Origin of the sequence: Pseudomonas sp. zfem005 (assembly GCF_032621735.1) — a bacterium.
Classification (GTDB): domain Bacteria; phylum Pseudomonadota; class Gammaproteobacteria; order Pseudomonadales; family Pseudomonadaceae; genus Metapseudomonas; species Metapseudomonas solani.
Map to the genome: position 1 here is coordinate 93,402 of NZ_JAVYJE010000017.1, position 22,203 is coordinate 115,604.

General features: G+C 68.3%; 19 protein-coding genes. 12 read left to right on the plus strand and 7 right to left on the minus strand.

Annotated features, from left to right (window positions below; all coding sequences use genetic code 11):
- Positions 1–20: 20 nt before the first annotated feature.
- Positions 21–1,235, minus strand: coding sequence for an ABC transporter substrate-binding protein (locus RTW82_RS29390; RefSeq protein WP_316927303.1), 1,215 nt, complete (start codon positions 1,233–1,235; stop codon positions 21–23).
- 156 nt (positions 1,236–1,391) lie between these two features.
- On the opposite strand from RTW82_RS29390, the gene RTW82_RS29395 reads away from it, so the two are divergent.
- The 3 genes from RTW82_RS29395 to RTW82_RS29405 are packed head-to-tail and all read left to right on the plus strand — an operon-like array spanning position 1,392 to position 3,416.
- Positions 1,392–1,514 carry a hypothetical protein gene (locus RTW82_RS29395; RefSeq protein WP_316927304.1) on the plus strand — a complete coding sequence of 41 codons (123 nt, stop codon included), beginning with the start codon at positions 1,392–1,394 and terminating at the stop codon, positions 1,512–1,514.
- Positions 1,511–2,761 (plus strand): HAMP domain-containing sensor histidine kinase, encoded by a 1,251-nt coding sequence (locus RTW82_RS29400; protein WP_316927305.1) that lies wholly within the window; start codon positions 1,511–1,513, stop codon positions 2,759–2,761. Before RTW82_RS29395 ends, RTW82_RS29400 begins: the two co-directional genes overlap by 4 nt.
- A gap of 19 nt (positions 2,762–2,780) precedes the next feature.
- Positions 2,781–3,416, plus strand: coding sequence for a response regulator transcription factor (locus tag RTW82_RS29405; RefSeq protein ID WP_173172407.1), 636 nt, complete (start codon positions 2,781–2,783; stop codon positions 3,414–3,416).
- A gap of 731 nt (positions 3,417–4,147) precedes the next feature.
- On the opposite strand, the gene RTW82_RS29410 is transcribed toward RTW82_RS29405, so the two are convergent.
- The 3 genes from RTW82_RS29410 to exaA all read right to left on the minus strand — a co-directional run bounded on the left by RTW82_RS29410 (position 4,148) and on the right by exaA (position 8,209).
- A complete protein-coding gene (locus RTW82_RS29410; protein WP_316927306.1) occupies positions 4,148–5,464 on the minus strand; it encodes a PAS domain-containing methyl-accepting chemotaxis protein in 1,317 nt (438 codons plus the stop codon).
- 135 nt (positions 5,465–5,599) lie between these two features.
- Positions 5,600–6,280 (minus strand): pentapeptide repeat-containing protein, encoded by a 681-nt coding sequence (locus RTW82_RS29415; protein ID WP_316927307.1) that lies wholly within the window; start codon positions 6,278–6,280, stop codon positions 5,600–5,602.
- Positions 6,281–6,337: 57 nt separating this feature from the next.
- Positions 6,338–8,209, minus strand: a complete 1,872-nt coding sequence (gene exaA / locus RTW82_RS29420) for a quinoprotein ethanol dehydrogenase (protein WP_021218540.1) — start codon at positions 8,207–8,209, stop codon at positions 6,338–6,340.
- A gap of 309 nt (positions 8,210–8,518) precedes the next feature.
- Between exaA and pedF the strand changes: the two genes are divergently transcribed.
- Genes pedF through RTW82_RS29440 form a run of 4 tightly spaced genes read left to right on the plus strand, consistent with a single transcriptional unit; the run spans position 8,519 to position 11,556 of the window.
- Positions 8,519–8,956, plus strand: a complete 438-nt coding sequence (pedF, locus tag RTW82_RS29425) for a cytochrome c-550 PedF (RefSeq protein ID WP_021218542.1) — start codon at positions 8,519–8,521, stop codon at positions 8,954–8,956.
- A 5-nt stretch (positions 8,957–8,961) separates the two neighbouring features.
- On the plus strand, positions 8,962–9,840 hold the full coding sequence (locus RTW82_RS29430; RefSeq protein ID WP_316927308.1) for an ABC transporter substrate-binding protein: 879 nt from the start codon (positions 8,962–8,964) through the stop codon (positions 9,838–9,840).
- A gap of 31 nt (positions 9,841–9,871) precedes the next feature.
- Positions 9,872–10,627, plus strand: a complete 756-nt coding sequence (locus RTW82_RS29435) for a quinoprotein dehydrogenase-associated SoxYZ-like carrier (protein ID WP_271658523.1) — start codon at positions 9,872–9,874, stop codon at positions 10,625–10,627.
- A gap of 2 nt (positions 10,628–10,629) precedes the next feature.
- Positions 10,630–11,556 carry a quinoprotein relay system zinc metallohydrolase 1 gene (locus RTW82_RS29440; RefSeq protein ID WP_316927309.1) on the plus strand — a complete coding sequence of 309 codons (927 nt, stop codon included), beginning with the start codon at positions 10,630–10,632 and terminating at the stop codon, positions 11,554–11,556.
- A gap of 569 nt (positions 11,557–12,125) precedes the next feature.
- Here the strand turns inward: RTW82_RS29440 and RTW82_RS29445 are convergent.
- On the minus strand, positions 12,126–12,914 hold the full coding sequence (locus tag RTW82_RS29445) for a helix-turn-helix transcriptional regulator (protein WP_316927310.1): 789 nt from the start codon (positions 12,912–12,914) through the stop codon (positions 12,126–12,128).
- Positions 12,915–13,065: 151 nt separating this feature from the next.
- Here RTW82_RS29445 and RTW82_RS29450 point away from each other — a divergent pair, with 151 nt between their 5' ends.
- The 3 genes from RTW82_RS29450 to RTW82_RS29460 all read left to right on the plus strand — a co-directional run bounded on the left by RTW82_RS29450 (position 13,066) and on the right by RTW82_RS29460 (position 16,524).
- Positions 13,066–13,881: a carbon-nitrogen hydrolase family protein gene (locus tag RTW82_RS29450; RefSeq protein ID WP_316927311.1), complete on the plus strand. Its 816-nt coding sequence runs from the start codon at positions 13,066–13,068 to the stop codon at positions 13,879–13,881.
- A 115-nt stretch (positions 13,882–13,996) separates the two neighbouring features.
- Positions 13,997–15,319, plus strand: a complete 1,323-nt coding sequence (locus tag RTW82_RS29455; RefSeq protein ID WP_316927312.1) for an APC family permease — start codon at positions 13,997–13,999, stop codon at positions 15,317–15,319.
- 128 nt (positions 15,320–15,447) lie between these two features.
- A complete protein-coding gene (locus tag RTW82_RS29460; RefSeq protein WP_316927313.1) occupies positions 15,448–16,524 on the plus strand; it encodes a trifunctional transcriptional activator/DNA repair protein Ada/methylated-DNA--[protein]-cysteine S-methyltransferase in 1,077 nt (358 codons plus the stop codon).
- Positions 16,525–16,691: 167 nt separating this feature from the next.
- On the opposite strand, the gene RTW82_RS29465 is transcribed toward RTW82_RS29460, so the two are convergent.
- Positions 16,692–18,080 carry an MFS transporter gene (locus RTW82_RS29465; protein WP_410478874.1) on the minus strand — a complete coding sequence of 463 codons (1,389 nt, stop codon included), beginning with the start codon at positions 18,078–18,080 and terminating at the stop codon, positions 16,692–16,694.
- Between the two features lie 151 nt (positions 18,081–18,231).
- Positions 18,232–19,140: a LysR substrate-binding domain-containing protein gene (locus RTW82_RS29470; protein ID WP_316927314.1), complete on the minus strand. Its 909-nt coding sequence runs from the start codon at positions 19,138–19,140 to the stop codon at positions 18,232–18,234.
- Positions 19,141–19,250: 110 nt separating this feature from the next.
- On the opposite strand from RTW82_RS29470, the gene RTW82_RS29475 reads away from it, so the two are divergent.
- Both RTW82_RS29475 and RTW82_RS29480 read left to right on the plus strand, forming a co-directional pair.
- Positions 19,251–20,978 carry an acyl-CoA dehydrogenase family protein gene (locus RTW82_RS29475; RefSeq protein WP_316927315.1) on the plus strand — a complete coding sequence of 576 codons (1,728 nt, stop codon included), beginning with the start codon at positions 19,251–19,253 and terminating at the stop codon, positions 20,976–20,978.
- Positions 20,979–21,001: 23 nt separating this feature from the next.
- Complete coding sequence (locus RTW82_RS29480) at positions 21,002–22,195, plus strand: CaiB/BaiF CoA-transferase family protein (protein WP_316927316.1); 1,194 nt, start codon at positions 21,002–21,004, stop codon at positions 22,193–22,195.
- Positions 22,196–22,203 lie beyond the last annotated feature (8 nt).

A 22,203-nucleotide genomic window follows, 5' to 3' on the forward strand; every position in this document is an offset into this window, starting at 1 on the left:
GGGGTCCTTGTTCTGGGCGTTCATGGCGTGGCTTCCAGGGCAACCTCGGCCAGCCGGCAGCGGCTCTCCGGCGCGTCGTGGCCGAGGGTGTCGAGTTCGCTGAAGGGGTGAAGAAAACCTTCCTGGGGCGAGGTGCTGATCAGCGCGCGTGGCTGGATCAGCTCGATGGGCTGGCGCAACTGGCCGTCCCAGGGGCGGTAGCTCAGCTTGCGGCCCTTGAAGCCGTCCAGGGGCAGGTCCGGCGACAGCTCCAGGGTGCGGATCGCGGCGGCATCGGCGGCGCCCAGGCGGGTGACGGCGCTGGCGATGCTGCGCGTGGCCACCCAGGCGGCGAAATCGCGATCGTTCATCCAGCGCCCCGTGAGGTCCTCGAAGCGCTTCTGCAATTGCGCCGCACCGTAGGTTTCCACCGTCTTGTGCCAGCCGGTGGGCACCAGGCCCTGGGTGCCGGCCACCGGGCGAGGCAGCCAGGTGTTGTAGGGCAGGTACTCGCCGAAATCGCCGTGCTCGTCGGCCACCAGCACGCCGTCATAGTCGTCGGCCTGGGTGAACAGCGGCATGTCGGCCTGGGCGCTGCGGCGCTGCTCGTTGTCGAAGGTCCAGGGCTTCTCGCCGATGATCGTCAGGCCGAAGCGCCCGGCAGCGCGACGCAGGGCGGCGGCGTAGGCCTGGTCCTCGGGGCGCGGGCCGACCACCAGCAGCCAGCGCTTCCATTGGCGCAGGGCGAGGAACTGCACCAGGGCGTCGGCGAGCATGGCGCGGCTGGGCAGGCTGTGCAGCACGTTGGGCAGGCAGGCGTCGGTGCGCAGCGCATCGTCGGCGGCGCCGGCGTTGAACAGCAGGCTGTCCGGCAGCGCCGCCGACAGCTGGCGCAGCAGGGGCGCCGGTGCGTTGACCACGAACAGGCGCAGGCCCTGGTCATGCTGTTGGCGTGCCGCGTCCAGCAGTTCGGCTTCGCTCTCGGCATTGGCCGCCAGCAACTGGTAGCGCTGCTTGAGGAAGCGCCCGGTGCTGTTGTTGTCGGTGGTCGCCAGCTCGGCGCCGCGCAAGCCGGTGTCGCGGGGCTCGGGGATGACGTTGGACAGCAGCGGCCCCGGGTCGGGGCTGTAGCCGAGGTAGCCGATGCGCACCTCCAGCGGCTGGCGCGCCTCGGCGGCGACGGCGTGGTTGGCCAGCAGCGCGGCGGCGGCCAGGGCCAGCAGGTAGGTCAGGGCATAGGGCGCAAGGTGGCGCATGGCGGGGGCTCCCGTTCTTGTAGCGCCAGCCTAGGGCCGCCCCGGGCCTGGGGAAATATGCAGAAAGTAGCGCCGGGGCAGTACCAAGGTAGTAGCCCGACCGCTCGCCCAAGGCCCTAGCATGGAGGCACAAGAACGAGACCGGGAGGCCCGGCCATGCGTGTGCTCAAGACCCTGTTGCTGCCCGTGCTGCTGATCCTCAGCCTGATCGGCGTGGATGGCTTCCGTACGTCCCCCGCTGCGCCCCCCCCAGCGTTTTCATCGGGCCTCGGGCGATGAGCACCCTCGGCCGCATCAACCTGCTGGTGGTGCTGTTCTTCGCCGCAGTGGCACTGGTCTGTACCGGGGTGCTGCTGCGCCAGGCCAGCCAGGACGTGCAGCGCGAGATGGTGGCCGCGCGCGCGGTGGTCGAGTACCTGCACGAGGCCGCCCGGCGCGACCCCAAGGCCCTGGAGTCGGCCCTGGCGCGGGGCCTGCGCCATGTGCGCATCCACTGGCAGGGCGAGACGCCCCCGCAACTACGCGGGTTCGACACCTGGCTCGGTGCGCGGCTGTTCCCGCCCGCCGAGCAGTACGGCGAGCCGCTGCAACTGGACGATGGCCGCCGCGTGCTGATCAGCGTCGACCCGGCGGACGAGATGGACGAGGTGGAGGACTCCCTCATCCAGTTGCTGGTGCTGTTCGGCCTGGCCCTGGGCCTCAGCCTGCTGGCCATCCGCGTCGCGGTACGCCGGGGCCTGCGGGTACTGGACGAGCTGCGCGCCGGCTTCGACGAGATCGCCCGGGGCCGCCTGGCGGTACGCCTCAACCAGCCTTCGCTGCACGAGGCACGCCTGCTGGCCGGCCACTTCAACGAGATGGCCAGCACCCTGGAGCAGGTGCGCAACGACAACGCCGAGCTGACCCGCGACCTGCTGGCGCTGCAGGAGCACGAGCGCAAGCACCTGGCCCTGGCCCTGCACGACGACATCGGCCAGTACCTCGCCGGCATCCGCGCGCAGCTGCTGCTGTTGCGCTCCATGACCGGCCAGGCGCCGGGCGCCGGTGCCACCCTGCGCAGCCTGGAGGACAACTGCCAGCGCATGCAGGACAGCTTCCGCGCGCTGGTGCGTGACCTTTACCCCGTGGTGCTGGAGCGCCTGCACCTGGGCGAGGCCATCGAGCTGCTCACCGAGCAGTGGCGCAGCGCCCAGGGCGTCGATTGCCAGTTGCGCCTGGGCGAGGACCTGCCGGTGCTGCCCACCGCCGACCAGGCCCATCTCTACCGCCTGTTGCAGGAAGCCCTGACCAACATCGCCCGCCACGCCGATGCCAGTGCGGTGAGCGTGCGCCTGGAGCGCCGCGGCCGGCGCTTGCGCCTGCTGGTGGGCGACAACGGCCGGGGCGCCGTGCAGCCGCCACGGCCCGGCATCGGCCTGCGTTCCATGCTGGAGCGGGCGCGCTGCCTGGGCGGCGATCTGCGCCTGCGCACCCGCGCCGGCGGCGGCTGGCTGGTGCGCTTGAGCATTCCCCTGGGCGAAGCCTGAACAACCTGGAGAACCTGCGATGAAGATTCTGCTGGTGGACGACCATTCCGTGGTGCGCCAGGGCTACGCCAGCCTGCTGCGCGGCCTGCTGCCCGAGGTGGAGGTGAGCGAAGCGGCCAGCGGCGAGCAGGCCCTGCAACTGGTGCAGGACAGCATTCCCAACCTGGTGGTGATGGATCTCTCGCTGCCGGGCATCAGCGGCCTGGAAACCACCCGCCGGCTGCGCCAACGCCTGCCGCAGTTGCGCGTGCTGTTCTTCAGCATGCACGACGAGCTGCCCCTGGTGCGCCAGGCCCTGGACGCCGGTGCCGCCGGCTACATCACCAAGAACTCCGCGCCCGAGGTGCTGGTGGAAGCGGTGCGGCGCATCCTCGCCGGGCACGCCTACATCGAGCAGCCCCTGGCCACCCAGCTCGCCTGCCACCCGGCGCACCAGGCCGGCGACCCGCGTCTCTCCGGCATGACCCAGCGCGAGCTGGAAATCTTCACCATGCTCGCCCGCGGCATGCCCGCACGCAGCATCGCCGAGCACCTGTGCATCAGCGCCAAGACGGTTTCCAACTACCTGACGATGCTGAAGAACAAGCTGCAGGTCAGCTCCCAGGCGGAGCTGGTGCACCTGGCCATCGATACCGGGGTACTGCGGGTCGGGTGATGGGGTCGTACACCGTTGCAAGCGGTGCATACAGGCGCATTCAGGGGTGTGTAGGGGTGTGTAGGGGCGACTTCAGTCGCCAAGCGGCGCGCAGCGCCGCCAGTGTGGGAGCAAATTCATTGGCTTTGTCTGCGTGAGCTGCTGTGGTTTTAATGCAGGCGCTCAAGCACGGCCCTTTCCGGGCGCCCGAAGGTTTGTGCCACCTCCACCGCATGGGTTTCGCTCCGCTCTACCCATCCTACGAAAGTCCGTGCGCACCACGTGGCAATGCTCTGGGCGAAGAAAGTTGGAGCAGCCGCCAACGCCCCTCCAGGAGGCCGAACGCAGTCGTTGCGCCGGGGGACGAGCGGCATGGATGCCGCGAGAGGCGCGCCAGGCCATGGATGGCCCATCGCGCCGGCCCCCAGACGCCGCTTGCGGCGAACGCACTTCAGTGCGGCCCGAAGGGCGAGCGTAGCGAGTAACGGCGATGGAGTGAGGGAACCCGACGCAGTCGGGCCGGATGATGGGGCAAGTTTTTTGGTTCCTTTTCACCGGGCTGGCGTTCCAGCGACTGGAAAAGGGACTCGCCCAGGTGGGCGAAACCAGAAGTACCAACAAAACTCGGCAATCAGCTGGACAAAAATCTTCTAGAAACACTTAACGCAGACAGAGCGAATTCATTCGCGATCAGACCCACCCGGACATCGCGGCTGCAACCGCTCCCACAGCCCCCGCCAGGCTATTCCACCTCAGGTCTTCAGCTGGCTGGCGAACTGCCCCACGGCGCTGACCACGCGCTGGGCGCCGTCCTGGATTTCGACGATCACCGAGCCGGCTTCGTTGGCCAGGTTCAGCCCCTGCTCGGCGTGGTGGCGGCTGCTGGACATGCTGTCCACCGCCGCCTGGGCCAGGCTCTGGTTCTGCTGCACGACCTCGACGATTTCCTCGGCCGCCTGGCTGGTGCGCCCGGCGAGCTGGCGCACTTCGTCGGCGACCACCGCGAAGCCGCGGCCCTGTTCGCCCGCGCGGGCCGCCTCGATGGCGGCGTTGAGGGCCAGCAGGTTGGTCTGCGAGGCGATGCCGCTGATGGTCTTGATGATCGAGCTGATCAGTTGCGACTGCTTGTCCAGCGCCTCGATGCCTTCGGCCGCGTCCTGCACCTGGCTGGTGATCAGGCGCATGACGTTGACCGTCTGGCTGACCACCGAGGCGCCTTTCTGCGCCGTGGCGTCGGTCTGCTGGGAGGTGCTGTAGGCGATGTTCGCCGCCTCGGCCACGGCCTGCTCCTGGTTCACCTGGTCGGTGATCACGGTGGCGAACTTCACCACCTTGTAGAGCTGGTCGTTGGTGTCGTGCACCGGGTTGTAGGAGGCCTCCAGCCACACTTCGCGGCCGTGGGCGTCGATACGCTTGAAGCGCCCGACCACGAACTCGCCGCGCAGCAGCTTGGCCCAGAACTCCCGGTACGCGGGTGAGCTGGATTCCTCCGGATCGCAGAAGACGCTGTGGTGCTTGCCCTTGATCTGCTCCAGGCGGTAGCCCATGGCATCGAGGAAGCGCTGGTTGGCGTTGAGCACCTCGCCCTTGAGGTTGAACTCGATGACGGCGGTGGAGCGCAGCAGGGCATTGATCAGGCCCTCGTGCTCCTTGGCCGTCTCGATGGCACGGGTGTAGTCGTTGGCGCAGATCACGACACTCTCGATCTGCCCGGTCCCTTTGCGGATCGGTTGCCAGATGCAGTGCAGCCAGGCCTCGCGGCCGTCGCCCCGGAGCAGCCGGTACGCGCCGGTGAAGTGCTCGCCGTTGGCCAGGCCCTGGCGCATCTTCTGGTAGTTGGGGTCGCGGTTGAAGGTCTGTGGGATGAGCTCTTCGAGCGTGCGGCCGATGACATTCTCAGTGCGGTACTGCAGCACATTGAGGAAGTTATCGTTGACGAACAGGATGCGACCCTGGAGGTCGATCTCCATCACCAGCATTTCCTGGAAGATGGATTCCTTGATCTGCTGGGCCCGGGCATTTTCCTCCCGAAGCTGTTCCAGCTCCTTTTTCAAGCGTGTGTTGAACATGGTCGGAACCCGTTGGCTGAGAGTATTGAACCACTTGGTCAGCGCATCGGCCCTGTCGGTACTTTCTTAAGCTCGACAAACGAGAAATTCGACGGGGCGCGGCTCGAAAAAGTGTAGACGCGCTCCGCCTGGTCTTCATTTTTCCCAGTCGACGGGGCATTCCCGGCAGCCTTCCATGTTCACCCCCTGGAACGACGCGTAGTGGCGACGGGCGCCGCTGAGGTCGGCGTTCTCCAGGTTGGCGTCGCCCAGCTTGGCTTCCTGCAGGTTGGCGTCGTTGAGGCGGGCGCCCTTGAGATCGGCGCGGCTGAGCCAGGTCATTTCCAGGTCGGCGGCGCTGAGGTTGGCGTCGTGCAGCCTGGCGCCGGAGAGGCGGGCGAACTCCAGGTAGGCGGCGGTCAGGTCGGCGCCCTTGAACTGCGCGCCCTGGCCGAACAGGCCCCAGCCCTGCACCGCCACCAGGCGGGCGCCGCTGAGGTCGGCCAGGCGCAGGTTGCTCTGCTGCAGGCTGGCGCGGGTCAGGTTGCTGCCCACCAGTCGGGCTTTCTCCAGGTTGGCCAGGTCGAGGTTGGCGTGGCGCAGGTCGGCGCCGGAAAGATCGGCCCCGGCCAGGTTGATCTTGTGCAGGTCGAGGTTGCGCAGGTCGGCATTGCGCAGGTCGGCGCCCGGGCATTGGCTTTCCGGCTCCAGGCGGCAGCCGCCGATCACCCGGACGGCATCCTCGGGGGTGGCCTCGGCTTGCGGGGCGGGGGCCTGGGCCCAGGCGAGCCCGACGACCAGCATCAGCAGGGGAAGGAACATGGGCAGGTAGTTCATGACGGCTCCTGGTGCGTGGCAGGGGAGTCGGCGCGCCCGCAGGCGCGCCGGGGAGGGTCAGCGGCTGGCGGTCTTGTTGTCCCAGCTCGGCAGCTTGAACACCCAGAACGAGCCGCCCTGGGCCACCGGCTTGGTCAGCTCTGCCATGTCGCCGCCCCACAGCGGCACGGCGCCGCCGTAGCCGACGGTCACGCCGATGTACTGCTCGCCGTCCTGTTCCCAGGTGATGGGCGGGGAGACGATGCCGCTGCCGGTCTGGAACTTCCACAGCTCCTTGCCGGTTTTCGCGTCGAAGGCCTTGAAGAAGCCGTCGCCGGTGCCGGTGAACACCAGGTTGCCCTTGGTGGCGAGAACGCCGGCCCAGAGCGGCAGGTGCTCGTTGTGCTCCCACACCACCTTGCCGGTGGTCGGGTCCATGGCGCGCAGGCTGCCGACGTGGTCGTCGTACATGCGCTTGATGCGGAAGCCCATGCCCAGGTAGGCGGAGCCTTTCTTGTAGTTGACCTCCTCGGTCCAGTAGTCCTCCTTCCAGTTGTTGGCCGGCACATAGAACAGGCCGGTGTCCTGGCTGTAGGCCATGGGGTTCCAGTTCTTGCCGCCGAGGAAGGGCGGGGAGACCTCCACCGCCTTGCCGTGCTTCTGGCCCGGCTCGGGCAGGGGCGGGCGCTGGCCTTCGTTCTCCACCGGGCGGCCGGTCTTCAGGTCGATGTGGCTGGCCCAGGTGATGTTGTCGACGAAGGGGAAGGCGTTCTGCAGCTTGCCGTTGGTGCGGTCCACCACATAGAAGAAGCCGTTGCGGTCGGCGTGGGCGGTGGCTTTCACCACCTTGCCGTCCTTGCCCTTGTAGTCGAACAGCACCAGCTCGTTGTTGCCGGAGAAGTCCCAGGCGTCGTTCGGGGTGTGCTGGTAGAACCACTTCACCTCGCCGGTGCTCGGGTCCACGCCCACCTGGCCGGAGGTGTAGAGGCTGTCGTAGTCGTGGGGGTTGCCGCCCTTGGCGGTGCGCGCCCAGGTGTTCCACGGGCCGGGGTTGCCCGCGCCAACGATGATGGTGTTGGTCTCGGCGTCGAAGCTGGCGCTCTGCCAGGGGGCGCCGCCACCGTGGCTCCAGGCCTCGACCTTGCCGGTGGGGGAGTTCTTGTCGTCCGGCCAGGAGGGCGCCTTCACATCGCCCGTCGGGGTGCTGTCCTTGCCATTGAGGCGGCCCATGTGGCCCTCGACGAAGGGGCGCATCCAGACTTCCTCGCCGGTGTCCGGGTCGCGGGCGTAGAGCTGGCCGACCACGCCGAATTCGTCACCGGAGCTGCCGTGGATCAGCAGCGTCTTGCCGGTCTTCTGGTCCTTGATCAGGGTCGGGGCGCCGGTCATGGTGTAGCCGGCGGTGTGATCGCCGAACTTCTTGTTCCACACCACCTTGCCGGTGTCCTTGTTCAGCGCCACCAGGCGGCCGTCCAGGGTGCCGAAGAAGATCTTGTCGCCGTAGATGGCGGCGCCGCGGTTGACCACGTCGCAGCAGGGGCGGATGTCGTCGGGCAGGCGGTGGTTGTAGACCCACAGGCGCTTGCCGGTCTTGGCGTCGAGGGCGAACACGCGGGAATAGGAGCCGGTGACGTAGACCACACCGTCGCGCACGATCGCCTGGGATTCCTGGCCGCGCTGCTTCTCGTCGCCGAAGGAGTAGGACCAGGCCGGCACCAGCTTGAACACGTTCTGGTCGTTGACCTGGGCCAGGGGGCTCCAGCGCTGGGCGTTGGTGCCCATGCCGTACTGCAGCACGTCCTTGACCGAGACATGGTCGTTGGCGATGTCTTCCCAGGTCACGTTGGCGGCGAAGGCCCCGGCGCTGGCGGCGAGGCCACCGGCGAGCAGGAGGCCCTTGATGGCGAGGCTGAGCGGGCTGGCAGGTTGGGGGTGCGATCTTGTTGTCATGTGTGCGGTTCCCGTGGTCGTTGTGGACCAGTGCGCCACCTGGCGTCCTGGCGCTTCGAATACTGGAAGCGCCACCGCCTGCGGGATACGGAAAAACTCCCGCGCTTGCCGGGAAAACTTCCCAGTGCGGGCATGACTTGGAAGTGCTGCCAAAGCGCCTCGATACACCTCCGCCCGGCCTGCTACCAAGGGAGTAGGGCGCGGCCACCAAAGCAGCATTCGGCCGTTGTCGACGGCTCCTTACCATCCTCGTCACCACGCTCCTGCCGAGCGTTCGCCTTGCCCAGCATCTCGAAGAGGATGGAAGTCATGAATAACAAGAACGCCCTGCGTGGCCTGATGTTCCTTGCCGGTCTGAGTCTCACCGGTCTTGCCCTGGCCCATGGCGATGTCGTGCCGCAGGCCGTCAACACCGATGGCCTGGAGCCCCTGGGCAAGGAATGGCGCGACACCAACCCCTACCGCGCGCCCTATGAGAAGAACGCCCTGGCGGTGGAGATCGGTTCCTCGGCCTACAACCAGAACTGCGCCCGTTGCCACGGCCTGGAAGCCAAGTCCGGTGGCATCGCCCCCGACCTGCGCCTGCTCGAAATCAGCGCCGATGGCGACGAGTGGTTCAAGGAACGGGTGATCAACGGCGCGGTGCGCGATGGCGCGGTGTACATGCCGAAGATGGCCGACTTCCTCAGCCAGGAAGCGCTCTGGGCCATCCGCTCCTACCTGGAAAGCGTCCACGTCGAAGAGTGATCGCCATGCGCCTGCTCGCCCTGCTGTGCTGGTTGCTGTGCCTGCCGCTGGCGCAGGCGCAGGTCCGCCCCTATGACGACATCCTCGCCTCGGGGGTTCTCAAGGTCGCGCTCTACGAGAACTTCCCGCCCTACAGCTTCCAGCAGGACGGCCAGGCCCGCGGCGTCGACGTCGACCTGGCCAATGCCCTGGCCGCAGCGCTGGGGCTGAAGGCCGAGCTGATCTGGGTGACCCCCGGCGAGAAGCTCGACGACGACCTGCGCAACTACATCTGGAAGGGCCACTACCTTCGCCCCAAATTGCTCGCGGACCTGATGCTGCGCGTGCCCTACGACCGTGACTACACCGCGCGGCGCAACGACGTGGGCGAGTTGGTCAACGAACAGGTGGTGATCTTCGCCCCCTACCAGCGCGAGCGCTGGCACCTGGTGCACGACACCCGGCGCCTGCCGGCGGTGGACAGCATCGGCGTGTTCCGCCTGCACCCCATCGGCGTCGAGCTGGAGAGCGTGCCGTCCTTCTACCTGACCTCGGTGTTCAACGGCCAGCTCAGTGCCAACACCCGCCACTACCCGAGCCCGGCCGCCGCCTTCACCGCCATGCGGGGCGCCGAGGTGGACGCGGTGATGGCCCTGCGCGGCGAGCTGCAGTGGCTGCTGCACCAGGCCGCCGACCCGGCGCTGCAATCCTCCGACAACACCTACCCCAACCTCGGCCAGCCCCTGTGGGACATCGGCATGGCGGTGCACGAGTCCAACCGCCAGCTTTCCAACGCGCTGGACATGGAGGTGGAGGCGATGGTCCGCGATGGCCGGCTGGCCGCTATATACGCCCGCTACGGGCTGACCTACGAGCTGCCCGGCCTCTACCAGGACGTGCAATGAGGCGGGCCCCGGCCTGCCAGGGAGAACCACCATGCGCCACCTGAACACGCTGCTGCTGGGCTTGTGCCTGGGTGCCCAGGCCCTGGCCGCGCCCGACCCGGGCAAGGACCCGATGCCCTCGGTGATGTGGGACTTCCACCACCAGCGCATCCTCGACGGCGCGCCCTACGTCTTCGACGACCGCGTGCAGCTGCTGGCGCCGCCCTTCGCCGAGGACGCCCGCCAGGTGCCGATCCAGGTGGACGCCCGCGCGCTGCCGGGCAAGGTGACGCGACTCATGGCCTGGGCCGAGCTCAACCCCATTCCGCGGGTGTTCGACTTCCGCCCCGGCGATGCCGTATTGCCGGTGGTGGCGATCCGTATCCGCATCGAGCAGGCCACGCCGATCCGCGCGGCGGCGCTGACCGAGGACGGTGTGTGGCACATCGGCTCGGCCTGGATCGACGCCGCCGGCGGCGGCTGCACCGCGCCCAGCGTGGTGCGCGCGCAACCGGGCTGGGAGGACCGCCTGGGGCAGATCCACGCCGCGCGCTTTCCCCTGGGGGACGACGAACGCCTGCGCCTGCGCGTCGACCACCCGATGGACAACGGCCTGGTGGGCGGCATCCCCGAGTTCTTCCTCAACCAGGCCGAACTGCGCGACGCCGCCGGCAAGCCCCTGGCGACCCTGGAGCTGTTCCCGGCCGTGGCCGAGAACCCCACCCTCAGCCTGGACGTGAAGGGCCACGCAGGCGCGCGCCTGTGGCTGCGCGACAACAACGGCAACGAATTCGAAGGGGGGCTCTAGGCATGCGCCTGCTCGTGCTGGTGTTCCTCGTCGTGCTGCCGCTGCTGTCCCGCGCCGAGCTGGACTACACCCTGCAACCCCGGCAGATCGCCGAGGGCACCTGGCTGCTGGAAGGCAGCACCGACAACTTCGCGGCGGGCAATGGCGGCAACGTGGTCAACACCGCCTTCATCGTCACCGACGACGGCGTGGTGGTGATCGACAGCGGCCCCTCCAAACGCTACGGCGAAGCCCTGCGCCGGGCCATCGCCACGGTGACGTCGCAACCGGTGAAGCGGCTGCTGATCACCCACCACCACCCGGACCACGCGTTGGGCAACCAGGCCTTCGCCGACGTGCCCATCGCCGCCTTGCCCGGCACCACCGAACTGCTGCGCCAGCAGGGCGACGCCATGGCCGAGAACATGTATCGCCTGGTGGGCGACTGGATGCGCGGCACCGAGGTGCTGCTGCCTACCGAGGCGGTCACCCCCGGCACCTTCAGCATCGGTGGCCACCCGCTGCGCCTACTGGCCCTGCGCGGCCACACCGGGGCGGACCTGGCGATCCTCGACGAGCGCACCGGCGTGCTCTTCGGCGGCGACCTGCTGTTCTACCAGCGCGCCCTCACCACCCCCAACAGTCCGGGGCTGGACACCTGGCTCGCCGACCTCGACCAGCTCCAGGCGCTGCCCTGGAAACTGCTGGTGCCCGGCCACGGCCCGGTGGCCCGCGACGAGGAGATCTTCACCCAGATGCGCGACTACCTCGGCTGGCTCGACGGCCTGCTGCGCGAGGGCGCCAAACGCGGCGCGGAGATGAACGAACTGATCCGCGCGCCCATCCCCGAACGCTTCGCCGGCATCAGCCTGACCCGCTACGAGCTGGTGCGCAGCGTCAGCCACCTCTACCCGCGCTACGAGCGCGAGCGCCTGCCCCGGGCGGAGTGACTCATTCGCCGGAAACCGTTTCGCGAATGAATTGGCTCTGTCTGCGTTAGCTGTTGTGGTTTTAATGCAAGCGCTCAAGCCCGGCCATTACCGGGCGCCCAAGGGTTCGTGCCACCTCCACCGCATGGGTTTCGCTTCGCTCTACACCATCCTACGAAAGCCTGTGCGCACCACGTGGCGATGCGCTGGACGAAGAAAGGTGGGGCAGCCGCCAACGCCCCTCCAGGAGGCCGAACGCAGTCGTTGCGCCGGGGGACGGGGACGAGCGGCATGGATGCCGCGAGAGGCGCGCCAGGCCATGGATGGCCCATCGCGCCGGCCCCCAGAGCGACGATGGAGTGAGGGAACCCCGGCGAAGCCGGGGCCGGATGATGGGGCAAGCGTTTTTGGTTCCTTTTTTGGCGATTGAAAAAAGGGACTCGCCCGGGGGGGCGAAACCAGAAACATCACCAGAGCTCTGCAATCAGCTGAGCTCAAATCCTCTAGCAACACTTAACGCAGACAGAGCCAATTCATTCGCCTGGGAGCGCGTAGCGGTCCCCATTGCGCAGCATGGACTTCGCCGCACTCTACCTCCGCTGCGCCTTGAGGAACAGCGAGAACAGCTCCGATTGCGACTTGATCCCGAGCTTGGCGTAGATGTGCTTGCGGTGGACCTTCACCGTCTCCGCCGAGATGGCCAGCTTGCGCGCCACTTCCTTGCTGGAGCAGCCGCTGAGCATCAGCCGGGCCACTTCCAGTTCGCGGGCGGTGAGGGCGCTTTCCACCTGCTGGCCCACCTGTTCCAGCTGCACTTCCCAGTTCGGCGCCGGTTGCGGCGCGCGGGTCAGCAGTTCGCGCTCGAAGGCCAGGCGCTGGCGCATCAGCGCCGTCACCCAGGGTTCCACCAGGCTCAGCAGGGCGATCTGCTCGGGGGTGAAGGCCTGGCGCGAGCCGAGGGACAGGCACAGGGTGCGCCCGCCCTCCAGCGTCACGTTGAACTGCAGCTCGTCGGCCACCACGTTGAGGCGGTGATAGCGCTGGTAGTAATCCGTCTGCTCGAAGCATTCCGGCGCCACGTCGGCCAGGCGCAGTAGGCCGCCCCGGGTGCTCTCGCGGCTGTGGATGTAGAAGGGGTCGAGCAGGTAGAGACCGTCCAGGTAGTCCTGGAATAGCAGGTCCGGCTCGCCGTCCTCGCCCGGGCATTCGGCGAACACCTGGGGCCGGCCCTCGCTGAACAGCAGCGCCACCCAGCTGTCGTGGGGCACGTACTGGCCGAGGGTGCGCACCAGAGCGACCCAGAAACCCGGGGCGTCCAGGGCTTCGATCAGTTGCCCCACCGAGCGGTGCCAGGCGATGTCCTGCAGGCTCAACGTCATGCTTCTACCCCTGATGGGTTACCACGCGGGCGTAATTTCACCGGAAGCGTCGGCGGTTCCATACTTCGGGAACACCCGGGACCGACGCAGCGCGCATTCTGACCGGTTTGCGCAATCAGGTCTCGTGCCAAGACAAGAATCAGGAGTCCCCATGAAGGTCGAACTCGTCCAGCTGGCCGGTCGTGACGGCGATACCGCCCACAACCTCGCCCGCGCCCTGGAAGCCATCGCCGCCTGCGCCGCCGACACCGATCTGGTGGTGTTCCCGGAAACCCACCTGATGGGCTTCCCCACTCGCGAGAACATCGCCGCCGTCGCCGAGCCGCTGGATGGCCCCACCGTCCAGGCCGTGCAGCGTGCCGCCCGCGAGCGCGACGTCGCCGTGGCCATAGGCGTGGCCGAGAACGATGCCGGCACCTACTACAACACCACGCTGCTGATCACCCCTGACGGCATCGCCCTCACGTACCGCAAGACCCACCTCTGGGCCTCGGACCGCGGCATCTTCACCCCCGGCGACCGCTACGCCACCTGCCTGTACAAGGGCGTGCGCGTGGGCCTGCTGATCTGCTTCGACATCGAATTCCCCGAGAGCGCCCGCGCCCTCGGCCAGCTCGGCGCCGAGCTGATCATCGTCACCAACGGCAACATGGACCCCTACGGCCCCACCCACCGCACCGCGATCATGGGGCGCGCCATGGAGAACCAGGCCTTCGCCGTGATGGTGAACCGCGTGGGTGAGGGCGATGGTGACCTGGTGTTCGCCGGTGGCAGCGCCGTGGTCGACCCCTTTGGCCGCCTGCTGCTGGAAGCCGGGCGCGAGGAGTGCCGGCAGATCATCGAGCTGGAACTCGGCCAGATCGCCGCCGCGCGCAGCGACTACCGCTACCTCGACGACCGCCGCATGGTGCTGCCCGGCGAGATGCGCGAGCACGCCGACGGCCGCCGCGAGTTGCTGATTCCCTGATTGCCCATTTGATGGGCGCCCCCGAGGCGCCCGCATTGCCGCCTGCATTGGGCGGTCGCTCCACCTTCGCCGACTTCGGCTCTGCCATAACAACCAACAATTCGGAGTAGCAGTAATGGCTCGTCTTCAGCGCACCCTGTCGCTGGGGTCCGTGGTGCTGTTCGGCATCGCGTACATGACCCCGATCATCGTCCTCGGCACCTTCGGCATCCTCGCCGACGTCACCCAGGGCCTGGTTCCCGCCGCCTACGTGGCCGCCTCCCTGGCCATGCTGTTCACCGCGCTCAGTTATGCACGGATGGCCGCGGCCTTCCCGGTTGCCGGCTCGGCCTACACCTACGTGCGCAAATCCATCAGCCCCAAGCTGGGCTTCCTCGCCGGCTGGGCGGTGCTGCTGGACTACCTGTTCCTGCCCATGGCCATCTGGCTGATCGGCGCGGCCTACCTGCATTCGGCCTTCCCTGGTGTGCCCCAGGCCGTCTGGGTACTGGCCTTCATCGGCGTCACCACGGCCATCAACGTGGTCGGCCTGAAGCTGGCGAAGAACGTCAACGGCGCGCTGATGCTGGTGCAGTTCCTGGTGCTGCTGGCCTTCGTCGCGCTCTGCGTGCACTACGTGCTGGGCGATGCCAGCAAGCCGCTGTGGTCCTTGGCGCCCTTCGTCGGCGAGGGGCTCAACCTGCCGCTGGTGATGAGCGGCGCGGCCATCGCCTGCTACTCCTTCCTCGGCTTCGACGCGGTGAGCACCCTCACCGAAGAGACCCGCGACCCGAGCCGCACCATCCCCAAGGCGATCCTGTTGATCACCCTGGTCGGCGGCCTGATCTTCATCCTCACCTCCTACTTCGTGCAGCTGGCGCACCCGTCCATCGAGTTCCAGAGCGCGGATTCGGCGGCCTACGAGATCGCCCGCAACATCGGCGGCGATGTGTTCGTCTCGGTCTTCCTCATCGGCCTGATCGTCGGCCAGTTCACCTCGGGCCTCTCCGCCCAGGCCAGCGCCTCGCGCCTGCTGTTCGCCATGGGCCGCGACGGCGTGCTGCCGCAATCCCTGTTCGGCCGCCTCAGCGAGCGCTTCGGCACCCCGGTGGGCAGCATCGTGCTGTGCGGCGTGGTGGCCCTGCTGGCACTGGAGATGGACGTGACCACCTCCACCTCCTTCATCAACTTCGGCGCCTTCCTGGCCTTCAGCCTGGTGAACCTGTCGGTGATCTTCCACTACTGGCTGCGCAGCGATAAACGCGGCCCGCGCGAGGCGCTGCTGTTCGTGGTCAGCCCGCTGATCGGCATGGTCTCCACCCTGTGGCTGATGATCAGCCTCGACCACCTGGCCATCATCCTCGGCCTGTCGTGGCTGGCCCTGGGCGTGATCTACCTCGCCTGGCTCACCGGTGGCTTCCGTCGCCAGCCGCCGGAACTGCACTTCGAAGAGGCCTGATGGCCGCGCCGGGGAGGGCGGGCACCGTGCTCGCCCGCCCGGCGGAATAGACGCCCGATCCGAGGCGGCAAAGGTCGGTTTCCTGGCATAAAGTGGGCGCTCTTTTCCCCACGGTTCCGGAGCCGGCCATGGATGCCCCGCTGTTCGATTCGCTACCCGATGACGAGACCCTGTACCAGGCGCTGCTGGAGCGCGACCCGGCCTATGAGGGCTTCGCCTTCGTCGGGGTCAAGAGCACCGGGGTGTTCTGCCGCCTGACCTGCGCCGCGCGCAAGCCCAAGCGGGAGAACTCGGTGTTCTTCGGCAGCATCAAGGCCTGTGTCGAGGCGGGCTTCCGCCCCTGCCTGCGCTGCCGCCCGCTGGACCAGGTGGGCGCCCAGGAGCCGCTGGTCAAGGAACTGATCGCGCTGCTGGAGCAGGACCAGGAGCGGCGCTGGCTGGAAGGCGATCTGGTCGCCCTCGGCCACGACCCGTCCACGGTGCGCCGTGCCTTCAAACGCCACTTCGGCGTGACCTTCCTCGAGATGGCCCGCCTGCGCCGCATCGGCCAGGGCCTCGCCCAGCTCTCCGCCGGTGCACGGGTGGTGGACGCCCAGGTGACCGCCAGCTTCGATTCCGACAGCGGCTTCCGCAGCGCCTTCACCCGCCTGCTGGGTGAGCCGCCGTCGCAACTGCGCGGGCGCGAGCTGCTCAAGGCCGACTGGCTGGAAACGCCCCTGGGCGTGATGCTGGCGGTGGCGGATGCGCAATCCCTGCACCTGCTGGAATTCTTCGACCGGCCGGCCCTGGCCAACGAACTGAAGAACCTGCAGAAACTCACCGGCACCAGCATCGGCTTCGGCCGCTTCGCCCCCATCGACCAGATCGAGGCGGAGCTGTCGCGCTACTTCGCCGGCGAGCCGGTGGTCTTCGCCACGCCGCTGGCCATGGGCGCCTCGGCCTTCACCCGCAGCGTGTGGCAGGCCCTGCGCGAGATCCCCTTCGGCATCACCTGCAGCTACGCCGACCTGGCCCGCGCCATCGGCTCGCCCTCATCGGTGCGCGCCGTGGCCCGCGCCAATGGCACCAACCAGATCGCCATCGTCATCCCCTGCCACCGCATCATCGGCTCCGACGGCTCCCTCACCGGCTACGGCGGCGGGCTGTGGCGCAAGCGCTGGCTGATCGAGCATGAGCGGCGGATGGCGCGCGCGGTCCCGGGCTGAAGCCCGGGCTACTTGGCTGGCGCGTGCTTCCTCGTAGGAGCGAGCTCTGCTCGCGAAGACCTTGGCGGTGCTGCGCACCGCTTGGCGAATGAATTCGCCCCTACAAGGGCTGTGCCGTCGTAGGGCGGGTGCAACCCGCGTGGCGTGCACGCGGGTCGTGGGGGCGGTCAGGCCGGGTTGGTCTGGCCGATGTGGGCGTCGCGGCGGGGCTCGGCTTCGGCATCCGGGTCGCCGTTGTCCCGCTCGGCAGTGGAGAGTTCGCTGGCGCGGTGGCCGGTGATGCGCAGCAGGGCCAGGGTGCAGACCAGCGACACCACCGCGTAGAGGGCGGAGGCGATGGCGACGCCGACGATGCTGCCCGTGGAGTTGAGGATCCACTGGGCCAGCAGCGGGGTGCCGCCACCCACCAGCAACGAGCACAGCTGGTAGGCCAGCGACAGGCCGGAGTAGCGCACCCGGGTGGGGAAGGCGCGGGCCAGGATGCCGCCGATGGCGCCGTAGAACATGGCGTGGGGGATGGTCGCCAGGCACATGCCGACGGCGGCGATCCAATACACGTTGGTTTCCACGGCGAAGAACATCGCCGGCATCAGGATGAACTCCGGCAGCACCATGATCGCCACCGCCTTGCGCATGTCGATGCGGGTGGTCAGCAGCGCGCCGATGGGCTGGCTGATGAACTGCACGATCAGGGCGATGACGATGATGCTGAGGAAGGTGCTCTGGCTGTAGCCCAGGGTCTTGGTGGCCCAGGACAGGGCGAAGGTGCTCTTGAAGTAGGTGACGTGGATCACCGGCAGGGTGCCCGCGCCGAGCAGCACCACCAGCCAGTGTTTGCGCAGCACTTCGAGGATCGGCAGCTTGGCGGTCTTCTTCTCGCGCATCAGGCGCTGCATGTCCGCCGACTCTTCCAGGGTCAGGCGGATCACCATGCCGATGATCACCAGCATGGCCGAGAGCAGGAAGGGCACGCGCCAGCCCCATTGCAGGAAGTCCGGCATGGGCAGGCTGCTCAGGGCGAAGAAGGCCAGGGTCGCCAGCAGGTTGCCGGTGGGCGAGCCCTGCTGGGCGAAGGCGGCGTAGAGGATGCCCTTGCCCTTGGGCGCGCTCTCGCTGGCGATGAGGATGGCGCCACCCCATTCGCCGCCGACGGCGATGCCCTGGATCACCCGCAGGAACACCAGCGCCACCGGTGCCCAGACGCCGATCTGCGCGTAGGTGGGCAGCAGGCCGATGCCGGTGGTGGCCAGGCCCATCATGATCAGGGTGATCACCAGGGTGGTCTTGCGGCCGATGCGGTCGCCCAGGTGGCCGAAGATGATGCCGCCCAGGGGCCGGGCGATGAAGCCGGACCAGAGCGTGGCGAAGGACAGCAGGGTGGCGACGCCCGGGTCCATGTCGGCGGGGAAGAACACCTTGCCGAAGACCAGCGCGGCGGCCAGGCCGTAGATATAGAAGTCGTACCACTCGATGGTGGTGCCGATGAAGGAAGCGATGCCCGCCTTGCGGGCCTTGCGATGCTGTTCCCGGTCGTCCGGGTGCAGGGCGTGGTTCATGGACTCCACCTCTTTGTTGTTTTTATCTGGCGAACCAGCCGCATGCCCGCCGGTGCAGGCAAGGTCGTGGCGGGGTGGCTGGTGCGTGGTTTGGGACTCGAGTCGAGCCGGAGTCTAGGAGCGCGGGCGGCAAATCAATAGTCGTTTGTTCTTATGGCGCGATAACCGAATCCGTATCGTCGCCGGGCAGTTGCTGCAGCAGCCGGGCGAGGAAGGCATGGGCCGCTTCGGGGGCGTTTTCCTCGCTGAACAGGGCGTGGATCTCCGACTGCGCGCCGGCTTGCTTCAGCGGTACGCCGACCACGCCGGGCCAGGCGCGGCACAGGGATTCCGGCAGCAGCGCGACGCCCATGCCCTGGCCGACCATGGCGGCGATGGTCTGCCACAGCCGCGCCTCGTGGCGGATCTGCGGGCTGAAGCCGGCCGCCACGCAGCAGGCGATGATCAGGTCGTGGTAGTGCGGTGCCGCCGGGCGCGGGAAGAGGATGAAGGGCTCCTCGCACAGTTCGCCCAGGTCGAGCTTCGCCGCACCGGCCAGGCGATGGCCCGGTGGCAGGCAGCAGAGGAAGGGCTCGGCCAGCAGCGGCTCGGCGCGTAGCCCGGCCGGCAGCGGGCCGCGATGGACGAAGCCGATGTCGATCTGCCCACGTTGCAGGGCCAGGGCCTGCTCGGCGCTGTTCATCTCCTGCAGCACCACCTCCATGCCCGGGTGCGCCTCCTCGAAGCGGCGCACCGCCGCCGGCAGGCCGCGGTAGAGCATGGAGCTGACGAAGCCCACCCGCAGCCGCCCCAGCGCGCCCTGGGCCGAGCGCAGGGTCAGGCGCCGTGCCTGCTCGGCCTGCTGCAACAGGCTACGGGCCTCGTCCAGTAGCACCTGGCCGGCGGCGGTGAGCTTCACCGATTTGTTGGTGCGCACCAGCAGCTGCACGCCCAGCTGTTCCTCCAGTTTCTTGATGTCGAAAGACAGCGCCGGCTGGGAGATGAACAGGCGCGCGGCGGCGCGGCCGAAGTGCAGTTCCTCGGCGACGGCGATGAAGTAGCGAAGCTGCTTGAGGTCCATCCGATGCCCCTTTCAACGATATGTTTTTCTTATCGTATGGGCTTTTTATTCTATTGGATACTTATCGAAGGGCTTCCTAGTCTCGGCGCACGACAAGAAGGAGTGACGCCATGAACGCCCTGCTCGAACGCCCCGTCATCGACGACCTGAACATCCCCGACAGCAGCGGGATGAACCTCTTCGATGCCGACCCCGATCTCGCCCGCCTGCTGTCCCTGTACCTCCCCGAAGCAGTGCTGGCGCCCTGGCTGCCGCGCCTGCAGGCGCTGGGTGCCCGTGCCGGTGGCGAGTTGGACCGCCTGGCGCTCTCGGCCGACAAGAACCCCCCGGTGCTGGCCAGCCGCACTCGCCGTGGCGAGGACCTGCAGCGGGTGCTCAAGCACCCCGACTACGTGGCCCTGGAGCGCGTCGCCTACGCAGAGCTCGGCCTGGCTTCCATGAGCCATGTGGCGGACGGCCCGCCGCCCTTGATCAAGTACGCGTTGACCTACCTCTTCGTGCAGGCGGAGTTCGGCCTCTGCTGCCCGGTGAGCATGACCGACTCCCTCACCCGCACCCTGCGCAAGTACGGCGCCCCCGAGCTGGTGGAGCGCTACCTGCCCAGCCTGGCCTCGCGGGATTTCGACACCCTGTTCCAGGGCGCCATGTTCATGACCGAGCAGGCCGCCGGTTCCGACGTGGCACGCACCCGCACCCGTGCCCGCCTCGAAGGCGGCCAGTGGACGCTGCACGGAGACAAGTGGTTCTGCTCCAACCCGGACGCGGACCTGGCCATGGTGCTGGCGCGCCCCGAGGACGCCCCCGAGGGCATGGCCGGGGTAAGCCTGTTCCTGCTGCCCAGGCTCCGGCCGGACGGCAGCCGCAACGCCTATCGCATCGTGCGCTTGAAGGACAAGCTCGGCACCCGCTCCATGGCCAGCGGCGAGATCGTCCTGGAAGGCGCCACCGCCTACCTGATCGGCGAGGTGGGGCGCGGCTTCCAGCAAATGGCCGACATGGTCAACATGTCGCGCCTGTCCAACGGCGTGCGCGCCGCCGGACTGATGCGCCGGGCGCTCAACGAGGCGCTGTTCGTCGCCCGCCACCGCCAGGCCTTCGGCAAGCGCCTGGTGGACATGCCGCTGATGCAGCGCCAGTTGCTCAAGCAGATGCTGCCGGCCGAGCAGGCCCGCTCCCTGTACATGCAGATCGCCACGCTGCTGCCCCGCGCCGATGGCGGCGACGAGGCGGCACAGAAGTGCGTGCGCATCCTCACCCCGCTGATCAAGTTCCGCGCCTGCCGCGATGCCCGCCGGGTCACTGGCGACGCCATGGAGGTGCGCGGCGGCGTCGGCTACATCGAGGAATGGAGCGATGCGCGGCTGGTGCGTGACGCCCACCTGGGCTCCATCTGGGAGGGCACCAGCAACATAGTCGCCTTGGACATCGCCCGCGCCGTGACCCGCGAAGGCGCACTGGAGCCCTTGCAGCACCACCTGCAAGGGCTGCTGGACGAAGCCGCCCTGCCGGCGGCGGCCGACCACCTGCTGCGCGACTGCCTGAGCCGCGCCGTGGCCACCCTTCAGCGTGTCGCCGAGGAGCGCCGCCACCAGCAGGTGCGCCAGGCCGGCAGCGCCCTCTACCACGTCGTCAGCGCCGTGTTCATGGCCTGGGAGGCCTCGCGCCTGGCCCCGGACCACCGCCGCCTGGCCCTGGCCCTGCTGGTGCTGCGCCACCGCGTGCTGCCCCTCGACCCGCTGGAACTGGACGGCGAGGAGGCGAGCGATGCGCTGCTGCCGCGCCTGCTGGAAGAAGGGCCGCTGAGCCTGGACGACGCCCTGACCCTGCTGCCCCACTGACCCGCTCGATGAGACCTAACACGATGACGACGAGCACTCCCCGAGGCGCCCTGCAGGGCGTCAAGGTCATCGACCTCAGCCGCGTGCTGGGCGGCCCTTACTGCTCCCAGGCCCTGGCCGACCACGGTGCCGAGGTGATCAAGCTGGAACCGCCGGCCGGTGACGAGACCCGTGGCTGGGGCCCGCCCTTCGAGGGCGACACGGCCTCCTACTTCCGTGGCATCAACCGCAACAAGAAGGGCCTGGTGGTGGACCTTGGCCAGGCCGAAGGCCTCGACCTGCTGATGCGCCTGCTGGAAGACGCCGACGTGCTGCTGGAGAACTTCAAACCCGGCACCCTGGAGCGCTGGGGCATCGGCTATGCCGAGGTGCTGGCCGAGCGCTTCCCCAGGCTGATCCATTGCTCGGTATCCGGCTTCGGCGCCAACGGCCCCTTGGGCGGGCTGCCCGGTTACGACGCGGCGATCCAGGCCATGGCCGGGCTGATGAGCGTGAACGGTGAAGCCCAGGGTGGGCCGCTGCGGGTGGGCCTGCCGGTGGTGGACATGGTCACCGGGCTCAACGCCCTGGCGGGCATCCTCCTGGCGCTGCACGAGCGCGAGCGCAGCGGGCGTGGCCAGTCCGTGGACATCACCCTCTACGACTGCGGCATCTCCCTGTTGCACCCGCACCTGCCCAACTATTTCGGCTCCGGCCGGGTGACTCCGCGCAGCGGCAACGCCCACCCCAATATCGCCCCCTACGACAGCTACCGCACCGGCGGCGAGCCGATCTTCCTCGCCGTGGGCAATGACCGCCAGTTCGCCCGGCTTTGCGAGCACCTGGGTGCCGAAGCACTGCTGGACGACCCGCGCTTCGTCGACAACGGCAGCCGCTCGGTGCACCGCGAGGCCCTGAAGGCCGCGCTGGAAGGCTACCTGGCCGGGCACGACGGCCCGCCCCTGGCCGAGGCGCTGATCCGCCTGGGCGTGCCCTGTGGCGCAGTGGCCACGGTGGACCAGGTGATCGCCCACCCGCATACCCTGCACCGCGGAATGCTGGTGGAGCTGGGCGATTACCGCGGCATCGCCTCGCCAGTGAAGCTCTCGCGCACCCCGGCGCAGTACCGCAGCCCGCCGCCGGCCCTGGGCGAACACAGCCGCGAGCTGCTCGATGGCCTTGGCCTGGATGCCGTGTGCATCGACGACCTCGTCCGGCGCGGCGTGGTGCGCGGCTGACGCACCCC